Consider the following 19,448-nt stretch of genomic DNA (forward strand, 5'->3'; position numbering starts at 1 on the left):
GCCAAACTTTTCATTTTGTTATTTTTTTTATTAAATTTTTTATTGACTTGATAATATAACCACTAGCTATAAGCTGTTGTTTCAAGATACCTACTGAAAAGTTTCGTTAGCCTTGTAAAAATAATATCCTTACTTTGCTACTTAAAACTCAATACCCCGACCAAAAAAAATGACCACATCGGACGTTATACATTTGCTACCCGATTCGATCGCCAATCAGATTGCGGCGGGCGAGGTGGTGCAGCGTCCTGCCTCGGTCGTGAAGGAATTACTCGAAAACGCCATCGATGCTCAGGCCCACAGCGTGCAGGTGATTATCCGGGAGGCGGGCAAAACCCTGATTCAGGTTATTGACGACGGATCAGGCATGTCCGAAACCGACGCCCGGATGTCGTTTGAGCGGCACGCTACTTCCAAGATCCGCAACTCCGACGACCTGTTCCGGATCCGTACCATGGGGTTCCGGGGCGAAGCGCTAGCTTCTATTGCTGCCGTGGCTCAGGTGGAGCTGCGTACCCGCCGCAACGACGACGAAATAGGTACCATGATTCGCATCGAAGGATCGGAAGTCAAAACCCAGGAGTCGGTGGCTACCCTGCCGGGCACCAACCTGCTGGTCAAGAATCTGTTCTTTAACGTACCAGCACGGCGCAACTTCCTCAAATCCAATTCCGTCGAAATGCGGCACGTGCTCGACGAATTCCAGCGCGTAGCGCTTGCCCATCCTGAGGTAGGTTTTTCATTGTATCATAATGACGTGGAGGTGTTTAACCTGTACGCCGGAAAATTGGTGCGGCGGATTGTGGACATGTTCGGCAAGAATTACCGAGAGCAGCTGGTGTTCTGCCAGGAAGACACCTCCTACGTGAGCGTGCGGGGCTACATCGGCAAACCCGAATTTGCCCGAAAGACGCGGGGCGAGCAATATTTTTTCGTCAATGAGCGCTACATCAAGCATAGCTATCTGCACCACGCCATCATCAGCGCCTACGAAGGTACCATCCCGGAGGGCAGCCACCCGTTCTACGTGCTTTTTATTGAGATAGACCCTTCACACGTCGACATCAACATCCACCCCACCAAGACTGAAATCAAGTTTGACGACGAGCGGTCGGTATATGCCATCATTATGGCCGCCGTGCGAAAGGCCGTCGGGGTGTATAACCTGGCTCCGCCCATTGATTTTGACGACAATGTCAATTTCCTGACTCAGCACGCGCGCCCCCTGGAGCCTCCCCGAGCCGTACAACCCGACTGGGCCGCCCGGCCCAATGGTACCTCGGCGGATGAGAACCGGTCAGGAGAAACCCGATCGGAAGCGACGCGACCCAAGGAGAGCTCCTCCAAGCGTCAGCAGGGTAATCTCACCAATTGGAACAAACTGTTCGAAGGTCTCAAAAGTCCCGATGAGGAAGCTCGTCAGCAGGCCGCTCTTGAACTGGACCAGGCGGTCGCGGCTCGTCCCTCGTACCAGCAGCAAGCCGTCACCCTGGCGAGTAAGATCAATAGGCTGGCCTCCGAAACGGTCAGTATTCCGGATGCCGACGCCGTACTGTTCCAGGTGCATAACCGGTTCATTCTTTCGCAGGTGAAAGAAGGAGTCATGCTCATCGACCAGAAGGCGGCCTATGAACGCATTCTGTACGAGCGTTACCGGCAGATGCTCACCAAACGCAACGGGGCGTGCCAGCAGTTGTTATTTCCCAAAACCGTCCGTCTGACGCCTGCCGACATGCAGCTAATGCGCGAAACGACCGACGAAATCAGAGCCTTGGGCTTTGAATTTGACGAGATAGGCCCCAATGAACTCATCGTGCGGGGTACCCCCGCCGACTTGCCCGACGAGAGCGAACAGGAATTGTTTGAAGAATTGATTGAGCAACTCAAAAAAAGCTATTCGGATCTCAAACTCAACAAACCCGACAGTCTGGCGCGCTCACTGGCCCGGCGTTTCTCGGTACGGTATGCGGTAAAGTTATCCCCGCTCGAAATGAACACGCTCATCAACCAGTTGTTCGCCTCGCCGGATCCCAACCGTACCCCGGGCGGCGACCCGATCGTGGTGATGCTCACCATGGACCGGTTAAGTACATTATTTAAACCCTGAACGAAACGAAAACGGGCGTCCTTCCGTTAAAACTTTTATTCTCATTAGCTAGTAGCCCATGTTTTCGCTTACGCCCATTGTCCGTAATTTACTGATTCTGAATATTGTATTTTTTATTGTTGATGCGTATATTGTAAATCTGACGCCGGGCTTTGCTCTATATTCGCTCAAATCGCCCGCCTTTTTGCCTTTCCAGTTTGTGACCTATATGTTCTTGCACGGTAACATTGGGCATATATTCAGTAACATGTTCGGGCTCATTATTTTCGGACCTATGCTGGAGCGGATCTGGGGGGCACGTCGGTTTCTGATTTTCTATTTCGTTACAGGTATTGGTGCCGGTCTGCTTTTTTCGGCCATTGATTATTTCGAAACATCGCAGTTGCAGGATGCCGTCAATGTCTATCTTCAATATCCTACGCCCGAAGGATTGGTGGATTTCATGAGTCAGCATGCCAAAGGATTGTACCAGGCTAATCTGGATTTTTTGAATAATTTTGAAGAAAGTCCCAAAGATCCCCGTTACATTCAGGATAGTGTTAACTTTGTGCAGGGGTTTTACCAACAGCAGGTTAACGTTCCGATGGTAGGTGCTTCGGGAGCCATATTCGGTATTCTCATGGCGTTTGGTCTGTTGTTTCCCAATACCGAACTTTTCCTTTTATTTTTTCCATTTCCGATCAAGGCGAAGTATTTTGTAGCCTTTTACGGACTTTATGAGTTATACGCAGGTATCCAGAATGCCCAGTCAGACAACGTGGCCCACTTTGCCCATTTGGGAGGGATGCTGTTTGCCTTTATCTTGTTAAGATTATGGGGTTCGGATCGGAACAAATTTTATTAAGTGGCGATTGGATACCGGATTGTGGATTGATAAATTTGGGGAAAGCCCCGAAACCCTTTGGATGCCTCATGCTTACGAATTATCCAGGGGCTGTTTGACCAGGAAATCCAGAATCCAACCTCCAGTATCCCGTATCTATTCAAGCGATGAGTGGTATTTTTGACGACTTTAAGAGAGAATTCACCAAAACGGACAACACGCTGGTCAGGATTATCCTGATCAACACGGTGGTTTTCCTGAGCCTGCTGCTGGTGAAAGTGATTTTTACGCTGGGACAGTCGTCCGAAGCCTACACCTGGCTGGTCGATATGCTCCAGCTGCCTGCTTCCCCGCGTGAGTACCTTTACAAGCCCTGGACCATTATCACCTATTTTTTCACCCATGAAGAGATTTTCCACATTCTCTTCAACATGCTGTTCCTGTATTGGTTCGGCAAACTGGTGGACGAATACCTGGGGTCCAAGCGGCTGGTGGCACTGTACGTGCTGGGAGGAATCGCCGGGGGCGTGGCCTACATGGCCATTTATAACCTGTTGCCCTATTTCCAGTCGCAGGTAGCGGGTTCGCAGATGCTGGGGGCGTCGGCGGCGGCTTTTTCGGTTGCAGTAGGGGCGTCCACCCTATTGCCCAACTACACGTTCCACCTGATTTTCCTAGGGCCGATCCGGATCAAGTACATTGCCTTTTTCTACATTATCCTGTCCCTGGCGCAGTCGGTCGGTCCCAATGCGGGCGGTAATCTGGCGCATCTGGGCGGGGCACTTACGGGGTACCTCTTCATCAAGCTACTTCAGAATGGCACCGACCTCGGCAAGCCGCTTTACATCATCATGGACATCTGGAGCCAGCTGTTCAAGAAACGCCCCCCATGCGTGTGACTCACCGGCAAAAAGAAGTACATCGCAGTACCACGCTCTATTCGGCCACGCCTTCGCCTACCTCCGTCGAGATGCCCGACCAGGATGAAATCGACTCGATTCTGGATAAAATCTCCAAGTCAGGCTATGAAAGCCTGACAAGGGAAGAAAAGCAGAAATTGTTTAAAGCCAGCCAGCAGAAATAGCTAGAATGGATGATGCACCGTGGACCGTTTTGTTTTGCTTTCACGGCTGTTTTTTTAATCCGAAAGGTTAAACATAATAGCCCGGGGTCGGTTTACTAAGAACTTGCTACTTTTGTAATAAAAATCCCGGCAAGCGGAATTACCATCAGTTGCTCCGTAGTGCGAACAGTCGCTGTCCGCTATCAACTGTCAACTCAATAACTATGCTGATTACTCCCGGAAAATTACTGGCTGGCATCGATACCCCCGAAGATTTGCGCAAGCTGGACCGTGCGCTACTTCCGCAAGTTTGTAATGAACTACGCCAATTTATCATTGACAATGTGTCGGTTTACGGCGGACATTTTGGAGCCAGCCTGGGGGTAGTTGAGCTTACCGTTGCGCTGCATTATGTCTTCAATACCCCCGATGACCAGCTAGTATGGGATGTAGGCCACCAGGCGTACGGCCATAAGATCCTGACCGGACGGCGCGATACGTTTTCCACCAACCGCTTCTATAAGGGCCTTTCGGGCTTCCCGAAGCGGGCCGAGAGTGATTTTGATGCCTTTGGCGTCGGCCATTCTTCCACTTCCATTTCGGCCGCTCTGGGGATGGCTGTAGCTTCTACCCTGCAGGGCAACCGGCAACGGCAGCACATTGCCGTGATTGGCGATGGTGCCATGACCGCCGGGCTGGCTTTTGAGGGAATGAATCATGCCGGTACGGCCGACACCAATCTGCTGATTGTCCTGAACGATAATTGCATGGCCATCGACCCCAACGTGGGGGCATTGAAGGCGTACCTTACGGATATTACTACCTCCCACACCTACAACAAGGTACGCGACGAGGTTTGGAATCTGCTGGGAAAAATGAGTAAGTTCGGCAAAAGTGCGCAGGAGATCGTTTCCAAGGTCGAGAATACGCTTAAGGTAGGTCTCTTGGAGCAAAGTAATCTTTTCGAATCCCTGGGCCTAAGGTACTTCGGTCCCATCGATGGCAATGATATTGAGCATGTGACGGACGTGCTCAACGACCTCAAAAATATTCCCGGCCCCAAACTTCTCCATTGTCTGACCGTAAAAGGCAAAGGGTACGGCCCCGCTGAAAAAGACCAGACCAAGTGGCACGCGCCCGGCCTGTTCGATAAAGTAACGGGCGAAATCAAGAAGAAAATCTACGACACGCCCCAAGCACCCAAGTACCAGGATGTGTTCGGGCACACGATTGTGGAATTGGCTGAGAAGAATCCGAAAATCGTAGGTATTACACCCGCCATGCCTTCAGGATCATCGCTCAATATCATGATGAAGGCCATGCCCGACCGGGCCTTCGATGTCGGTATTGCCGAGCAACATGCCGTGACGTTCTCGGCGGGAATGGCCACGCGTGGCAGTGTGGTGTACTGCAATATTTACTCCACCTTCATGCAGCGGGCTTACGATCAGGTCGTGCACGATGTGTGCATCCAGGGCCTGCCCGTCATTTTCTGTCTCGACCGGGCGGGCATCGCCGGAGCCGATGGGCCTACCCATCATGGCGCCTACGACATCGCCTACATGCGCTGTGTTCCCAACATGATCGTGTCGGCTCCCATGAACGAGCAGGAACTACGAAATCTGATGTATACAGCCCAGCTACCTAAAATCCAGCAAGGTACCCACGCCTTTACGATCCGCTACCCGCGTGGACAGGGTGTGATGCCCGAATGGCGCACATCCCTGGAAGAGATCGAAGTAGGCAAAGGCCGTAAAATCCGGGATGGCAGCGAGATAGCCATTCTAACGCTGGGCCATGTAGGCAACTATGCTGTAGAGGCCTGTGAAACCTTACTGAAACAAGATATTTCTGCCGCCCATTACGACCTGCGCTTTGCCAAGCCGCTCGATGAGGCTATGTTGCACGAAGTATTTCAAAAGTATGACCGCATCCTGACCGTGGAAGATGGCTGCCTGCAAGGTGGTGTGGGTAGTGCCATCCTTGAATTCATGGTCGACCATGGCTATACCGCCCGTATCAAGAGGCTTGGCATCCCCGACCGTGTCATTGAGCACGGTGAACCCCACGAACTGCATCACGAGTGTGGCTTTGACACCGAAGGTATCGTACGGACTGTCCAGGAAATGATAGCGGTGGAGGTACGACTTACCGGGATGCGGCTTTCTCTGGATTTGTAGTTGTAAGCCTGATCCCCGGCTTCTTCTTCCTGGCTATAACACACACTTGCACCGAACTTCGGTTGCTATGATAAGGTACAGGATTATTCTTTTGACCACACTAGCCAGTCTGCTGCTCTCGTCAGGTGGAATGGCTCAGGCCTTTCTCCAGCAAATCGATACCGCGGCTCCCGACGACCGCGTCCTGCACTTACTCCACTACTACGACACCTGCCGGGCTTTCCGCGACCACTCCGCCTATGCCATCGGGATACTGCGGCGGGTCAATGAAATCGGAGAACGGAAACACGATGAACGGCTGCTCCAATACGCGCGGTACCTGGACGAAGCGCGCCAATGGGACAGCATTCCCGAAGCTCACCGCGTGGATTTCCTGCTCACCCTGGCACGACGGGCTACGGATGAAGGAGACGAACAGACTGCCGCCATCGCCCGGCACACCGCCGGTCAAATGCTCTTCGAAACCGGAGAATATGGAAAGGCCTTTGAGTACTTGCTGGCGGCCAATAAGGCTTTCAGGAAAATCGGCTATAGTCGGGTACCGCCCATTGGCCGGTACCTGTATGAGCTGGCTTCCGACTACTACCATTTCAACGAATATGAAAAGGCTATCCAACTGCTGAAAGAAGCCTCCCGCTACCCGTCTTATAATGCCAAAACGGCCATTCAGACGCGTAATACCCTGGGCATGGCCTATACCTGGCTGGCCGCTACCCGGGATTCGGCCCTCTATGTACAGGCTGAACGCAGTTACCAGCGAGCCCGGCAAGTAGCCGGATATTACGGTGACTCGCTCTGGGTGGGTATCGCCACCGGAAACCTGGCCAATGTGTACGAAAATCAGCACCAATGGGCCAAAGCCCTGCAATCCTACCTCACCAGCTACCGGATCGGACTAAAATTCGGCGGGCAGAGTTTTTCTCCCAGTAGCGAGGCTATCAGCATTGCCGGCCTGTACCTCCGGCTTGGCCGACCCGATAGCTGCCTGCACTACCTGCGGCGTTCACTGATCCTGACACGACTGGTTCCCGGCAGTGGCAATCGCTTTGAAAATGAGTATTTTCAGAAAAATTACTACGATGCAGCCCGTAGGTACTATTGGGCCATCGGCGATGCGCGCCAGGCGTATGCCTACTTCGACAGCCTGTCGGTTGTGGAGAAGCGCATCAGCAAGCGCCAGAAAACCGACCAGATTTCGATGGTGCAGAAGAAATTACTGATTCAGAAGCACCAGTCGGAAGTAGAAGGGCTCGAAGCCAGACAGCAAGCCCAGCAAAGGCAGTTCTGGATCGTGGCGATCCTGCTGGCCCTGCTGGCCGGGCTGTTTATACGGTTGTACTACCTGAGCCGTCTCCGCCGCCGGCAGGAGCGAGTTATTGGGGCTGAAAAGGAGAAATCGCTGCGGCTGGAAAAGCAAATCGTGGAAACGGAACTTCAACGAGCCCAGGCCGACCTGTCGGGCTATATAGAAAACCTGCGCCAGAAAGAAGCCCTGATCGACTCCATCACTGCTCAGCTGGAGCGTCTCACCCCAGCGTCTGTTGAAACCAATGAATCACGCTCCCTGCTGGCTACCCGACAAAATCTGATTGATTCGAGCCTGCTGACCAACGACGACTGGGACGAGTTCCGTCGGCGATTCGAGCGGGTGCATCCGGGTTTTTTCTGGCAACTAAAAACGTACTTCTCCGACATCAGCCCCGCCGAAGAGCGGCTATTGGCCCTCTCCCGGCTTCACCTCGACACCCGGCAGATGAGCCGGATGCTGGGCATCTCGCCCCATTCCATCCGCATGACCCGTTACCGACTGCGCAAGAAAATCGGGGCCGAGGCGCATGAACTTCTCTCTGAATTTCTCGGTGAGTCTGCGGAAGATTCCGTAACCAGCTGATTTTCAAATTCTCTATTTTTTTGTAGATACGTTTGTATATGCCTAAAAATAGGCATTTGGGAGAGGTTGGGCTTGTTTTGGGCTTGTCAAAGCGACATAACAGCCTATCTTCCTTAAACCCATTAATCCAGGCAATCCTTCTATGAAATCACAACATCTACCAATCCAGCGCGGCCGTTACGGGGCCGTCCCCTGCTTTACTTGGTTGATTCTGCTCGGCAGCCTCTTTATTCAAAGCCATCAGGGCGTAGCGCAATTTAACGTCACGAACAACAACAATGATGGAGCAGGAAGTTTACGGGCCGCTATCGCAGCCGGCAACGCTACCGGGACGGACTATACAATCAGTCTCCAAACAGCTGGTCCGATCAGTCTGACAAGCGTTTTGCCGGATATTACCCAATCCTGCACGATCACAGGGGTGACCTCACTTACTCCTGCGACCACCACAGGTGGAACTGTTATTGAGCGTAGTACTGCTCCCGGGGTACCGGATTTTCGACTTTTCAAAGCCATTACCCCGGACAAAGAACTTACGCTGACCGATATCGTTCTGCAAAATGGAGTAGGCAACGAAGGAGAGAATAAACAGGGTGGTGGAGGTGTATTGACCGATAACGGCGTAGCGCTAATGATGGTCCGCTGTGTCGTACGGAACTGCCTTATACCCCAGAATCGCCACGGCGGGGGAGTACAAGTAGTAGAAGGCAGAGGCACGTTTATCGACTGTGAATTCCAAAACAATGGTGCGCCCATTAATATACCAGACACTAGGGGAGGGGCTGTTAATATTGGGGATAACAGTAGCGGAAACCCAGATGATGTTACGTTTTTACGTTGCACATTCGTAGGCAATTCCGCTGAGCGGGGGGGAGGCGTTTTTTCTGCAGGAGCCGTAAATTTCACCAATTGTACATTCGATGCAAATACCGGTTATGGTGGTGATATTTATGGATATACTGGAAATGCTGATGTAATTGGATGTACCTTCAGAAATAACCCAGACGTCAATCTTTTTAGTTTCTTTAGTCCCTACCGTATAATCAACTCATTATTTATCGGGGCAACTTTCGGTGGGGGCAACACTACTTCGCTGGGCGGCAACGTAACCAATTACAACGGCGGTTATGTGTTTGATCAGAGCAGTGATAAGAACAACCAGGTCATCGTGTTGGGGGAGCTACAACAAAATAGCGGCGGGCTCGTCCGTACCTTTGCCCTCGGTGCGTGTAGTCCGGCCGTGAATGCCGGGATCAGTTCAACCACGCAATCCGGCATCACGTTACCAACGACCGATGCAAATAACCAGCCCCGCGTAGGCTTACCCGATGCTGGGTCTTATGAATTTCAATCGCCCGCCATCAGCGGGCTGGCCGCATTCTATTGTAAGGACGCCGCAGCCGTCACGCTGATGGGTACCCCCTCGGGCGGCGGCTTCACCATCGACAACCAGGCCGCTACTCAGCTTGACCCAGCCAGTCTTTCGGCTGGCAACCACACGGTCCGTTACACCGTCACCGAGAACAGCTGCACGGTTTTTACCGAGCAGAGCGTAGAAATCAAGCCGCTGCCCAACGCCAGCTTCACCGGCCTGGCCGGACCCTACTGCGCCGATGCGGCCTCCATCACCCTGAACCCCGCCACGCCGGGGGGTACCTTCTCCGGGCCGGGCGTCGCGGGCACCACCTTCACCCCCGCCAACGCCGGCAGCGGCGGCACGATCACCTACACAGTGACGGTCGACGGCTGTACCAGCACCAGCAGCCAGAACGTGACGGTCAATCCATTGCCCAACGCCAGCTTCGCCGGCCTGGCCGGACCCTACTGCGCCAATGCTAGCCCCGTCACCCTATTGCCCACCACACCGGGGGGTACCTTCTCCGGGCCCGGCATGTCGGGCAACACCTTCGCCCCCGCCAACGCCGGCAGCGGCGGCACGATCACCTACACCGTGACGGTCGACGGCTGCACCAGCACCAGCAGCCAGAACGTGACGGTCAAACCGCTGCCCAATACCAGCTTCTCCGGCCTGGCCAGCTCCTACTGCGCCGATGCGGCCGCCATCACCCTCACGCCCACCACGCCGGGGGGTACCTTCTCCGGGCCTGGCGTCGCGGATAATACCTTCACCCCGGCCAACGCCGGCAGCGGCGGCACGATCACTTACACCGTGACCGTCGACGGCTGCACCAGCACCAGCAGCCAGAACGTCACCGTGCGCCCGCCCATCAACCTGACCACCTCGCCCAACACCTCGGTCGTCTACGGCTACGGCAGCAGCTGCACCACCCTGACGGCCAGCGCCACCGGCGGCACGGGTACCCTGCGCCTGGCGTGGAGCAACGGAGCCACGGGCAACTCGACCCAAGTCTGCCCCACCCAGACGACGACCTACACCGTCACGGCCACCGACGCAGCGGGCTGCTCGGCCACCAAAATCATTACCGTGACGGTCAACGACGTGCGCTGCGGCTATGGGGGTGTGAAGATGTGCCAGGGTGGCCGGGAAACCTGCGTGGCGCAGTACCTGGTGCCCACCTACCTGCGCTTCGGCTACACGCTCGGCGGCTGCAACAGCAGCACCCCCGCCCGCATCGGCTACGAGCAGGCACAGGAGGTACCCCTGAGCCTGTCGCTGAAGGCTTACCCCAATCCCACACAGGACGCCCTAACGGTGGAGGTACTGGCTCCGGTGGCGGGGATGGCCACCTTCGAGCTGCTGGACGTGGCGGGGCGTGCGCGGCAGGTACGCCAGCAGGAACTTACCGAAGGGCACAACGAGGTGGAGTTTAGGCTGGGGAGTTTGCCAGCGGGCATCTACCTCATTCGGGCCGTGGACGCGATGAATCGGCAGGGGGTACTGAGAATCAGTAAGCAGTAGAGAAAAGTCTTCGGCTATCTTTTATACACACGCTGGCCAGCGGGGATTTCTCCCCGCTGGCCCTTTCGGACGCTTACCTTTTCCACTACCTTCAATTCCCCTTTCCATGAAAAAAGAACTCTCCTCTATTCCTGAAAAAACAACCCTACCGACCAGGCGAAAAGCTTTGCTAGTGGGTAGTATGCCCTTCGCCGACGAGGCTACCTGCATGGAACGCGCCCTCGACCTACTGGGCCCCGATTTGCGTTGTCTGCCCGACGGCGAAATCGGCGACAAGACACCCGCCTTCCCCCAAGGCAACCGCATCGCCTGGGTCGTGTATGCCATCGAGAAGCTAACCGAAGATGAGAAAAGCTGGAAAATTGTGAAACACCCCATTCGGGGAGCCGACGGCATGGCCGCCACCTACGACGATTTCCAGAAACTTAAGCCTCGCCATTCACCCGCCGATATGCCCGAGCACGTGCGGCTGGGCTACGACGACTTCTTTCGCCGCAGCTACCCCATATTCCGGCACTTGCGCCAGCGACACGATCTGCCCGCCCTGAAATTCCAGATGGGGGTACCTACAGGCTTTGCGATGGGCTTTGCCTTTGCCAGTCCCATCACCTGGCTGCGCTATACCTACGCCTTCAATACAGTGATCGCCCGCGAGGTCAACGCCGTGCTGGCCGAAGCGGGTCACGACGTGGTGGTCCAGATTGAGGTACCTCCGGAGTTGTATGCTGCCTACAAACTACCCGCTCCTCTGATGGGCCTGGCCCTGCGCCCGATTCTGGATTTGTTGGGCAAAATCACGCCCGGTGCCCGCATCGGGATGCACTTGTGCCTGGGCGACTTCCACAATGAAGCGCTGGTACACCCCAAAACGCTGGGCAAGATGGTGGCATTCTCCAACAAATTAGTAGCCGCCTGGCCTACCCAACACACGCTGGATTACGTGCATTACCCCTTTGCGGAGGGTCTGGTGCCGCCATCGACCGCAGCGGGCTATTACGCGCCGTTGAAGCACATCGACCTGCCGGGCGACACCCGTTTTGTGGCGGGATTTGTCCACGAAAAGCGGACGCTCGCCGAGAACCGGCACATTCTGCAAAGCATCGAAGCCGCTCGTGTACAGGCCGTAGACGTGGCTTGCTCGTGCGGACTGGGCCGCCGGACGCTCGACACGGCCACCGAGCTCATGGAGCGGATGGCGCAACTGATTCATGTGTAGATCCTTGATGCGTTTTTTTCTTTTTTCACTAAACCAACCATCACGATGTACGCAAGAATTGTTCAGGTTCCGATTCGGGCCGAATCGGCCACCGACGCTACCGACTACTACCGCAATTCGGTTGGCCCCGCTTTTAAGCAACAGGAAGGCTTCAAAAACAGCCGTTTCCTGATCGACTCGGCCAACGGAAAGTGTCTGTTTGTCACGCTCTGGGAATCCGAGGAAGCCCGGGCAAAGTCCGAAAACGACGGGCTTCTGGAAAATACACTGGCCAACATGAAGCAGTACTTCGCCGGATCGCCCACGGTGGACTATTACGAAGTCGTGGAAGAAGTAGCTTAATGGGTTGCGTCTCCGGGCCAATCAAGCCACTTCTGAACGGTGGCCGCGCAAAATCTGGCGGAATTTGTTGGTATGTAAAAGGAACGAGTGGCCGCCTTAGCCACTCGTTCCTTTTGTTAGGGGGCGAATATTCATCACTGGGCATGACGATACTGCTTACTTGATAGGGCGGTACGCACTGCTGCTGAGTCAATCTGTCCCAACCCGTGACCCGCTACGATTTCGGTATTGTGCACGCCAGCCTATTGCCACACGGGTACCCCGGTTCCTCTTCCCAGGCTTCATTTTGCGTGTTTTCTTCGCGTTTTGCGCGGTTTTTAGGCAGAAAAAGGCTCCGTGCAACAATAGACTAACTTTTTAAACAATACACCAAGCTTCTGGGACAATACGCCAAGTCGGGTTGGTCGTAACCCGCGACCTTTGTATTGTTCGCTGCTGGTCAATGCGCGGACACTTTCAATCACTCATTCTATCATAAACACTTTAAATAACAAGATCATGAAAACGCTCCAAACTTCCGCCATGACCCTGATGCTAGCCCTGTTGACTTCCGCTACCCTGCTGGCCCAATCCGAAATCTTAGCCAAAGCTACCCCCGAACCGGTAGCCTCCGTGAAACATGCCTACATAGCAGCTCCCGTCCTTCCCACCTCCGCCACCAGCCCCGAAAGCAAAACCTTCGGTATCGGCCTCTACCGGGTGCGGGAATCGATGACCATGCGCCTGACCCTGGAGAAAAAAGCGGGCGAAAAAGTGCTCGTGCGGCTGCTCAATCAGCAGGGCCAGGTCCTGCACCAGGAGGTGGTGGGCCGGCAAACGAAAGTGTACGGCTGCAACTTCGACTTCTCCACGAGTAAGGATGGCAGCTACACCATCGAGGTGGTCAACGGAGACGAAGTCCAGCACAAAACCGTCACGCTCTCCACCGCAAAAGTGGTCGAAACACCCGCCCGCACATTGATCGCCATGCAGTAGGGTACCCTGCCCTGTGGCAAGCTCCGGCTTTCCGGCTATATCCTGGCCACACCACTCTTGAAACCTCCTCTATTTCCAGAAAACCCCGGTAGTAAGTTATCGGGGTTTTCGCTTATTCAAAATAGTAAGGGCATCTCGCTTCCGACTTACCTTTCTCCTTTTCATTTGATTCATACGGAAACGACCAGTCATTAGGGAAAGACATTTTCCTGTAACAATCCAGCACGTATGAATCACTTCTCACTTTCCCAGCACCCTGGCGTGCACATCGGCGCCCATACCCGCGTGCAGATCACAGAAATCGTCTATTGCGAAGGCGACCGCAACTACACCCATGTGCACTTTGTCCGCCGTCCCAAACTCACGCTGTCGGTGACGATGAGGGTTCTGCACGAACGACTTGGCGAGCAGGGCTTTCTACGCATCAGCCGTTCGGCCGTGGTGAACCTGGATTACATCGCGCACTACGATAGCCGGCAGGTTATTCTCCGTAATGGTCTGGCACTTCCCATCGCGCGACGGCGGCGCAAACAGGTGCAATCGGCGCTTGAATCAATTTTTTAATTCCCTTAGGGTAAGGATGGCCCACTTGGCGTCTTATAAGGTACTATTACCAAACTCATTACGTGCGCGTATTCTCCAAACCCTTACTACTATGGAAAACCAAAACCAATTTTCCCGACGGAAGTTTATCAAAAACTCAGCCGGCGTGGCGGTGGCCCTGTCGCTTCCTACCATTATTCCCGCCAGTGCCTTCGGGTCGAACGACCGGGTGCGCGTAGCCGTGCTGGGTGTGAATGGACGGGGCCAAAGCCACATCTCCGGTTTCTCGAACCTGAGCAATGTCGAACTGGCTACCCTATGTGATCCCGACAATGTGGTGTTGCAGAAACGCGCCCAGGAGTACGAAAAGAAATCGGGTAAAAAGGTAGGTACCGAGCAGGATCTGCGGAAAGTATTCGATGATAAATCCATCGATGTCGTCAGCATTGCCATGCCCAACCACTGGCACGCACTGGCGACGATCTGGGCCTGCCAGGCGGGTAAGGATGTATACGTAGAGAAGCCGGGCTCGCATAACTTCAACGAAGGGCAAAAAATCATCGAAGCCGCCAAAAAGTACAAGCGCATCGTGCAGCATGGCGTGCAGCTCCGCAGCTCGGAAGCCATGAAAGAAGCCGTGAAGCACCTGCGCGACGGTCTGATCGGTGACGTGTACATGGCGCGTGGACTGGTGTTCAAGTGGCGGCCCAGCGTGGGCGACAAGGGTACCGAACCCGTACCCGAAGGCCTGAACTATGACTTGTGGACGGGCCCCGCCGAAATGAAGCCTTTCTCGCGCAACTATGTGCACTACAACTGGCACTGGCACTGGAACTACGGCAACGGCGATATTGGTAACCAGGGTATTCACGAAACCGACCTGTGCATGTGGGGGCTGGGCGTGGATACATTCCCCGAAAAAATCACATCCGGTGGCGGCAAGTTTCTCTGGGACGACTGCCAGGAAACGCCCGAGGTACTTTCGTCGACCTATATTTATCCCAAAGAGAAAAAAATTATCGAGTTCGAGGTACGTCCCTGGATGACCAACGAAGAAGGCGGTACGGGCATCGGCAATATCTTCTACGGCAGCGAGGGGTACATGGTGGTAAAAGGGTACGACTTTTACGAAACCTTCCTGGGTCGCGACCGCAAGCCCGGCCCAACGCGGAAGGCGGGCGGCGATCACTTCAAGAACTTTATCGACGCCGTGGTAGCCCGCGATACCTCCATCCAGAATGGCCCCGTTGAAACGGTGCATCTATCCTCAGGATTGGCCCACCTGGGAAACATCGCCTACCGCACCGGCCGCGCACTGACGTTCGATCCGAAGGCGGAGAAATTTGTCAACGACAAAGAGGCTAATGCCCTGCTAAGCCGCAAGTACCGCGCACCATTCACTATGCCGGAAAGCGTGTAGGGAGAAACGAGGAAAGGTAATCTTTATCTAATCAAGAAAAGAGGTTCGCACGCAACGTGTGGGCCTCTTTTTGGTTACACCTACCTCATATTTTCAGTACTGATATCGGGATGGCATTCTATTTTATAGTAAAAGGCATGAGTAAAGCCAAACCGGAAAAACAGGTGGGTATTCTACGGCCTGCCGGTGCTGGATCAGAGCATCCTGGCGGTGAAGGGGTACCTAGAACTAACCAGAAATTTCATAAAATGATCACAACGTCTACAGGCCTGGCAGAAGTGGAGGAATTGATTCCACAATTTTCCAATTTCGTAGTTGGCCCTGCCGATCCTGAATTCCCCACTACGGACTTCGCCATCATTCGGCGCGAGGGACTACTGGCCCTACCCTTACAGGCGGCGTTCGATCCCTTGCAGGCGGCCGACTTCGGGGAAGCACGGGTAGCCTTCCACCGACAGCTGCGCCTGCTCAAAACCATCGGGCGGGGTAGCCTGCCCGCCGGGCGTATCTACGAAGGGCACATCAATGCCTTGCATCTTATTGAACTGTACGGTACAGCGGCTCAGCAAACCTATTGGGCAGCGTGCGCAAAGGAACGTCAGCACTTGTTCGGCATCTGGAACACCGAGTTTCAGGATGGCGTATCGATTCATCGTATTTCCGACGACGAATACGAGTTGGCGGGCAGCAAAACGTTCTGCTCGGGCGCGGGCGAGGTAGATCACATGATCATTACGGGTCATCGGATGCACGGTACCGAAAACCAGGGCTGGCAAATGGTGGTGGTACCTTTGGAAAGAATGAGCCAAAAACGCATCGACCCCAGTTTCTGGCACCCGATGGGCATGGAAGCTTCGGCCAGTTATAAAGTAGATTTTACGGGCATCCGACTGCAAGCATCCGACCTGCTGGGCGGGCCCGACGACTACCACCTTCAGCCCGCCTTCAGCGGAGGCGCCGTGCGTTTTGCGGCGGTACATCTGGGCGGAGCCGAAGCCCTGCTTGAGCACACCCGCCGTCAGCTCCGGCAGCGCGACCGGCTCGATCAGCCTTATCAATTGCACAGGCTGGGTCGAATGGCGATTGCGGTAGAAGGAGGCAACCAGTGGCTGGCGGGTGCGGCGGGCCACGCGCTGTATGCCTACAATTCAGCCGAGCAGGTCATCGAGTACGCCAATATGGTCAGGACGGCCATTAGCGGAATCTGCCAGGAAGTAATGCAGCTTACACTGGCCTCCATCGGCGTGCAGAGTTGCATGAAACCCAATCCGGTGGAGCAGATCATCCGCGACCTGCAGACCTACCTCTGCCAGCCCAATCCGGATGGAGCGCTGGCTTCGGTGGGTAGGTACGTGGGAGTAGCCGATCAATCCGTGGCTGATTTGTGGAATAAAGAAACCAACCATGAATAACGTTTTTAACACCACCGTTAGCCGCACACTTCGGACTTCCCACCTGGCCGGACCGGTGTTGGTGCTGGCACCCCATGCCGATGATGAAAGCTTGGGCTGCGGTGGCCTTATCGCCGCTTTGCGCGAGCAGAAGGTACCTGTCTACGTGTGGCTGGTGAGCGATGGTACCATGTCGCACCCCAACTCACAGGCTTTTCCCGCCGACCGGCGGTGTGCCCTACGGGAGTCTGAATTCCGGCAGGCTTGCATGCAGCTGGGTGTGACCGGCAAGCAGTTACGTTTTTTCCGCTTTCCGGACACCAAGGTACCCCTACCTGGCACCGACGAGTTTGCGACCGCCGTCGGGCAGTTTTGCCGGCATTTAAAAAAACTGAATCCCAAAACCATTTTCACGCCTTGGCGGCGCGATCCGCACTGCGATCATCAGGCTACCACGGCCCTCATTCTGAAGGCCATTGAAGAATCCTACTGGCCCGGCGAGTTGTATGAGTATCCGATCTGGCTGTACGAACTGGCCCGACCCGGCGACGCCCCGCATCCGAGTGAAGTAGAAGTATTTACCTTCACGCTAAAGGAGGACTGGCAGTGGAAAAAGAAGTCCGCGATTGAAACGCACCGTTCGCAGCTGGGTCAGCTCATCCACGACGACCCCGAGGCTTTTTCCCTGCAACCGGAAGTGCTTGCCCATTTCACAACCCCTACTGAATATTACTACCGCACCCTATGAAAAAAGAATCGCTGGAACCCGACTACTTTGAAGAAATCTACGCCAAGTCCGACGACCCCTGGGGTTTTGCCAGCCGGGAATACGAACTACATAAGTACTTCGATACGCTGATGCACTTACCCCGCAAGCATTACGCCTCGGCCTTCGAGCCGGGCTGCTCCATTGGGGTACTTTCGGGTATGCTGGCACCCCGCGTTGATCGGCTGCTTTCGGTGGATGTGAGCGAGAAGGCCCTCGCCCAGGCCCGCCGGCGCAATGCGGACAAGCCCACTATTACTTTCAGAAACATGCAGTTTCCCCGTCATAAACCCGAACAAACGTTCGATCTTATTCTGCTTTCCGAAGTGGCTTACTATTGGGGAGATACTGAATTCGATCAGGCCCGCGACCAGGTACTGACCCTGCTGGAGCCGGGTGGCGACCTGGTGCTGGTGCACTGGACCCCCTTCGTGGACGACTACCCGCTCACAGGCGACGAAGTGCACGATCGTTTTATTCGGTTTTCCCAGCACACTTCCACGCTTCAGCATCTTGAAGGCAAGCGGGAGGCTACCTACCGACTCGATGTGTTTCGCAAGGCTTAGGCCCGAAGCGAAGCCAGCGCGGGTGTCCCAAAGTGATTTTCCAGGGTAGTAAGCAAAGCATCCAACTGCGCGATTCCCTCGTCCAGAGGTATGCTTAGGAACGAAGCTTGTCGGGCTTCGACTAACTTGGGGTGTTCCCACACACAATACCAATACTGTCCGAAGTAGGCAGGTCTGGTGATTTTGTTTAGGAATAGCAGTGGATTGGGCAGCGTGTACTCTGTCAGATACCGGCACACTGTATCCAGATTCTCGGCATTTTGAACCAGCCAATACGCATACAGGGCTCTTTGCAATTGAAAGCAAAGCCACTGGGCGCGGGCTGACGAAACAAACACATACTCGCCATCTTCCTCGGCTTTCTTCCATTTCATCAACTGCGCCGCCATACCCCATTCGGTGCGCCCCGCTACGCGGCTAGATGTATATATAATCAGGCGGTCGTTCATCTTGATGCAGGCATCGCGCTGGAGGAGTTTTTGGTAAAAGTACTTGTCTTCGTTGTAGGGCAAAGGCGACAAGCCTCCTACCGCAGCGTACATGTGCTGACGTACCGCGAATCCCGCTCCTGAAAAGTGCGTATGCACCAGATCAAAAGCGACCTCCTCCTGCGCCCGTTGCCGGAGTTGCTTTTCCAGCGAAAAATAGGTACGCAGATTGGTAAAAACAGTGCCCTCGATTTCTTCCTTAACCAGTAACATTGCCCCCGCCGCGTGAACGGTGGGGGCAGCAAAAGTCCGCGTGAGCTCACTCACGAAATCCGGTGCCAGCTGACTGTCGGCATCGGTGGATACGATGATTCCCTCGGGATGGCCATTCTGCACCAGCCGCTGACTACACCATTCCATCGCCAGCCGTCGGGCCCAGCCAATGTGGGCATAGTGTGGGGGTAGGTTGACCGAAACGATGTGGATACCCGGATGCCGCCGCGCAGCCAGCGCGCGGCCTATGGTATCGTCCGTCGTGTTATTTACTAATAAGAGTACCTCAAAAAGCGAAGTGTTCAGGGGTTGACCTTCCGCATCGACTTGTTGTGCAAAGGCATTCAGGCAGGCCGCGATGTGGTCTTCTTCATCCTTGGCCGGCACAGCAAACACGATGCGTCCTTCGGGGTTGGAAGTCTTCGGCTCAGGGCTATGCCAGATGAAAAGTGTGGTGTGCGGGGCAGGTTCTTGAAACATGGAAAATATATACTTTCATAGGGTAAATGATGGGGTACCTTAGGTCATCTATGACCACCAATTTGCTTAAAAAAACAGTGCCGGGGATGTCAGTCTAAGACTG

General features: G+C 54.6%; 14 protein-coding genes and 1 pseudogene. 14 read left to right on the forward strand and 1 reads right to left on the reverse strand.

The window, feature by feature from the left end; translation table 11 throughout:
* The first annotated feature begins 169 nt into the window (after positions 1-169).
* The 14 genes and pseudogenes from mutL (at position 170) to GBK04_RS09765 (ending at position 18,164) form a co-directional block, all read left to right on the forward strand.
* Positions 170-2,107, forward strand: a complete 1,938-nt coding sequence (mutL, locus tag GBK04_RS09700; RefSeq protein ID WP_152759053.1) for a DNA mismatch repair endonuclease MutL — start codon at positions 170-172, stop codon at positions 2,105-2,107.
* 58 nt (positions 2,108-2,165) lie between these two features.
* Complete coding sequence (locus GBK04_RS09705) at positions 2,166-2,951, forward strand: rhomboid family intramembrane serine protease (RefSeq protein WP_152759056.1); 786 nt, start codon at positions 2,166-2,168, stop codon at positions 2,949-2,951.
* 146 nt (positions 2,952-3,097) lie between these two features.
* Positions 3,098-4,014 (forward strand): annotated as a pseudogene (locus GBK04_RS09710) (rhomboid family intramembrane serine protease).
* Between the two features lie 203 nt (positions 4,015-4,217).
* On the forward strand, positions 4,218-6,173 hold the full coding sequence (dxs, locus tag GBK04_RS09715; RefSeq protein ID WP_152759060.1) for a 1-deoxy-D-xylulose-5-phosphate synthase: 1,956 nt from the start codon (positions 4,218-4,220) through the stop codon (positions 6,171-6,173).
* A 67-nt stretch (positions 6,174-6,240) separates the two neighbouring features.
* Entirely contained in the window at positions 6,241-8,064 is a 1,824-nt protein-coding gene (locus GBK04_RS09720; protein ID WP_152759062.1) for a tetratricopeptide repeat protein, read from the forward strand.
* A 142-nt stretch (positions 8,065-8,206) separates the two neighbouring features.
* Positions 8,207-10,945 (forward strand): choice-of-anchor Q domain-containing protein, encoded by a 2,739-nt coding sequence (locus tag GBK04_RS09725; protein ID WP_152759065.1) that lies wholly within the window; start codon positions 8,207-8,209, stop codon positions 10,943-10,945.
* A 106-nt stretch (positions 10,946-11,051) separates the two neighbouring features.
* Positions 11,052-12,161 (forward strand): hypothetical protein, encoded by a 1,110-nt coding sequence (locus GBK04_RS09730; protein WP_152759068.1) that lies wholly within the window; start codon positions 11,052-11,054, stop codon positions 12,159-12,161.
* A gap of 45 nt (positions 12,162-12,206) precedes the next feature.
* On the forward strand, positions 12,207-12,503 hold the full coding sequence (locus GBK04_RS09735; RefSeq protein ID WP_152759071.1) for an antibiotic biosynthesis monooxygenase family protein: 297 nt from the start codon (positions 12,207-12,209) through the stop codon (positions 12,501-12,503).
* Positions 12,504-13,001: 498 nt separating this feature from the next.
* Positions 13,002-13,478: a hypothetical protein gene (locus GBK04_RS09740; protein WP_152759074.1), complete on the forward strand. Its 477-nt coding sequence runs from the start codon at positions 13,002-13,004 to the stop codon at positions 13,476-13,478.
* A 228-nt stretch (positions 13,479-13,706) separates the two neighbouring features.
* Complete coding sequence (locus GBK04_RS09745; protein WP_152759076.1) at positions 13,707-14,042, forward strand: LytR/AlgR family response regulator transcription factor; 336 nt, start codon at positions 13,707-13,709, stop codon at positions 14,040-14,042.
* A gap of 91 nt (positions 14,043-14,133) precedes the next feature.
* Positions 14,134-15,441, forward strand: coding sequence for a Gfo/Idh/MocA family protein (locus GBK04_RS09750; protein ID WP_152759079.1), 1,308 nt, complete (start codon positions 14,134-14,136; stop codon positions 15,439-15,441).
* A 248-nt stretch (positions 15,442-15,689) separates the two neighbouring features.
* Entirely contained in the window at positions 15,690-16,853 is a 1,164-nt protein-coding gene (locus GBK04_RS09755) for an acyl-CoA dehydrogenase family protein (RefSeq protein ID WP_373330862.1), read from the forward strand.
* Positions 16,846-17,580, forward strand: a complete 735-nt coding sequence (locus tag GBK04_RS09760) for a PIG-L deacetylase family protein (RefSeq protein ID WP_152759085.1) — start codon at positions 16,846-16,848, stop codon at positions 17,578-17,580. Before GBK04_RS09755 ends, GBK04_RS09760 begins: the two co-directional genes overlap by 8 nt.
* Positions 17,577-18,164 carry a class I SAM-dependent DNA methyltransferase gene (locus GBK04_RS09765; RefSeq protein ID WP_152759088.1) on the forward strand — a complete coding sequence of 196 codons (588 nt, stop codon included), beginning with the start codon at positions 17,577-17,579 and terminating at the stop codon, positions 18,162-18,164. The genes GBK04_RS09760 and GBK04_RS09765 overlap by 4 nt, the downstream gene beginning before the upstream one ends.
* On the opposite strand, the gene GBK04_RS09770 is transcribed toward GBK04_RS09765, so the two are convergent.
* The gene (locus GBK04_RS09770; RefSeq protein ID WP_152759091.1) at positions 18,161-19,345 is read right to left on the reverse strand and encodes a glycosyltransferase family 2 protein; all 1,185 of its coding nucleotides are present in this window, start codon (positions 19,343-19,345) and stop codon (positions 18,161-18,163) included. The two genes, GBK04_RS09765 and GBK04_RS09770, sit on opposite strands and share 4 nt — an antisense overlap.
* Between the last annotated feature and the right edge of the window lie 103 nt (positions 19,346-19,448).

It is taken from the genome of Salmonirosea aquatica, from assembly GCF_009296315.1.
GTDB lineage: Bacteria > Bacteroidota > Bacteroidia > Cytophagales > Spirosomataceae > Salmonirosea > Salmonirosea aquatica.

Bases quoted from the DNA above. Each gene is read 5' to 3' on its own strand.
- GBK04_RS09705 (WP_152759056.1), top strand. From the start codon at position 2,166: ATGTTTTCGCTTACGCCCATTGTCCGTAATTTACTGATTCTGAATATT.
- GBK04_RS09740 (WP_152759074.1), top strand. From the start codon at position 13,002: ATGAAAACGCTCCAAACTTCCGCCATGACCCTGATGCTAGCCCTGTTG.
- GBK04_RS09750 (WP_152759079.1), top strand. From the start codon at position 14,134: ATGGAAAACCAAAACCAATTTTCCCGACGGAAGTTTATCAAAAACTCA.
- GBK04_RS09730 (WP_152759068.1), top strand. From the start codon at position 11,052: ATGAAAAAAGAACTCTCCTCTATTCCTGAAAAAACAACCCTACCGACC.
- GBK04_RS09755 (WP_373330862.1), top strand. From the start codon at position 15,690: ATGATCACAACGTCTACAGGCCTGGCAGAAGTGGAGGAATTGATTCCA.
- GBK04_RS09735 (WP_152759071.1), top strand. From the start codon at position 12,207: ATGTACGCAAGAATTGTTCAGGTTCCGATTCGGGCCGAATCGGCCACC.
- GBK04_RS09760 (WP_152759085.1), top strand. From the start codon at position 16,846: ATGAATAACGTTTTTAACACCACCGTTAGCCGCACACTTCGGACTTCC.
- GBK04_RS09770 (WP_152759091.1), bottom strand. From the start codon at position 19,345: ATGTTTCAAGAACCTGCCCCGCACACCACACTTTTCATCTGGCATAGC.
- GBK04_RS09765 (WP_152759088.1), top strand. From the start codon at position 17,577: ATGAAAAAAGAATCGCTGGAACCCGACTACTTTGAAGAAATCTACGCC.
- GBK04_RS09720 (WP_152759062.1), top strand. From the start codon at position 6,241: ATGATAAGGTACAGGATTATTCTTTTGACCACACTAGCCAGTCTGCTG.
- GBK04_RS09725 (WP_152759065.1), top strand. From the start codon at position 8,207: ATGAAATCACAACATCTACCAATCCAGCGCGGCCGTTACGGGGCCGTC.
- GBK04_RS09745 (WP_152759076.1), top strand. From the start codon at position 13,707: ATGAATCACTTCTCACTTTCCCAGCACCCTGGCGTGCACATCGGCGCC.
- dxs (WP_152759060.1), top strand. From the start codon at position 4,218: ATGCTGATTACTCCCGGAAAATTACTGGCTGGCATCGATACCCCCGAA.
- mutL (WP_152759053.1), top strand. From the start codon at position 170: ATGACCACATCGGACGTTATACATTTGCTACCCGATTCGATCGCCAAT.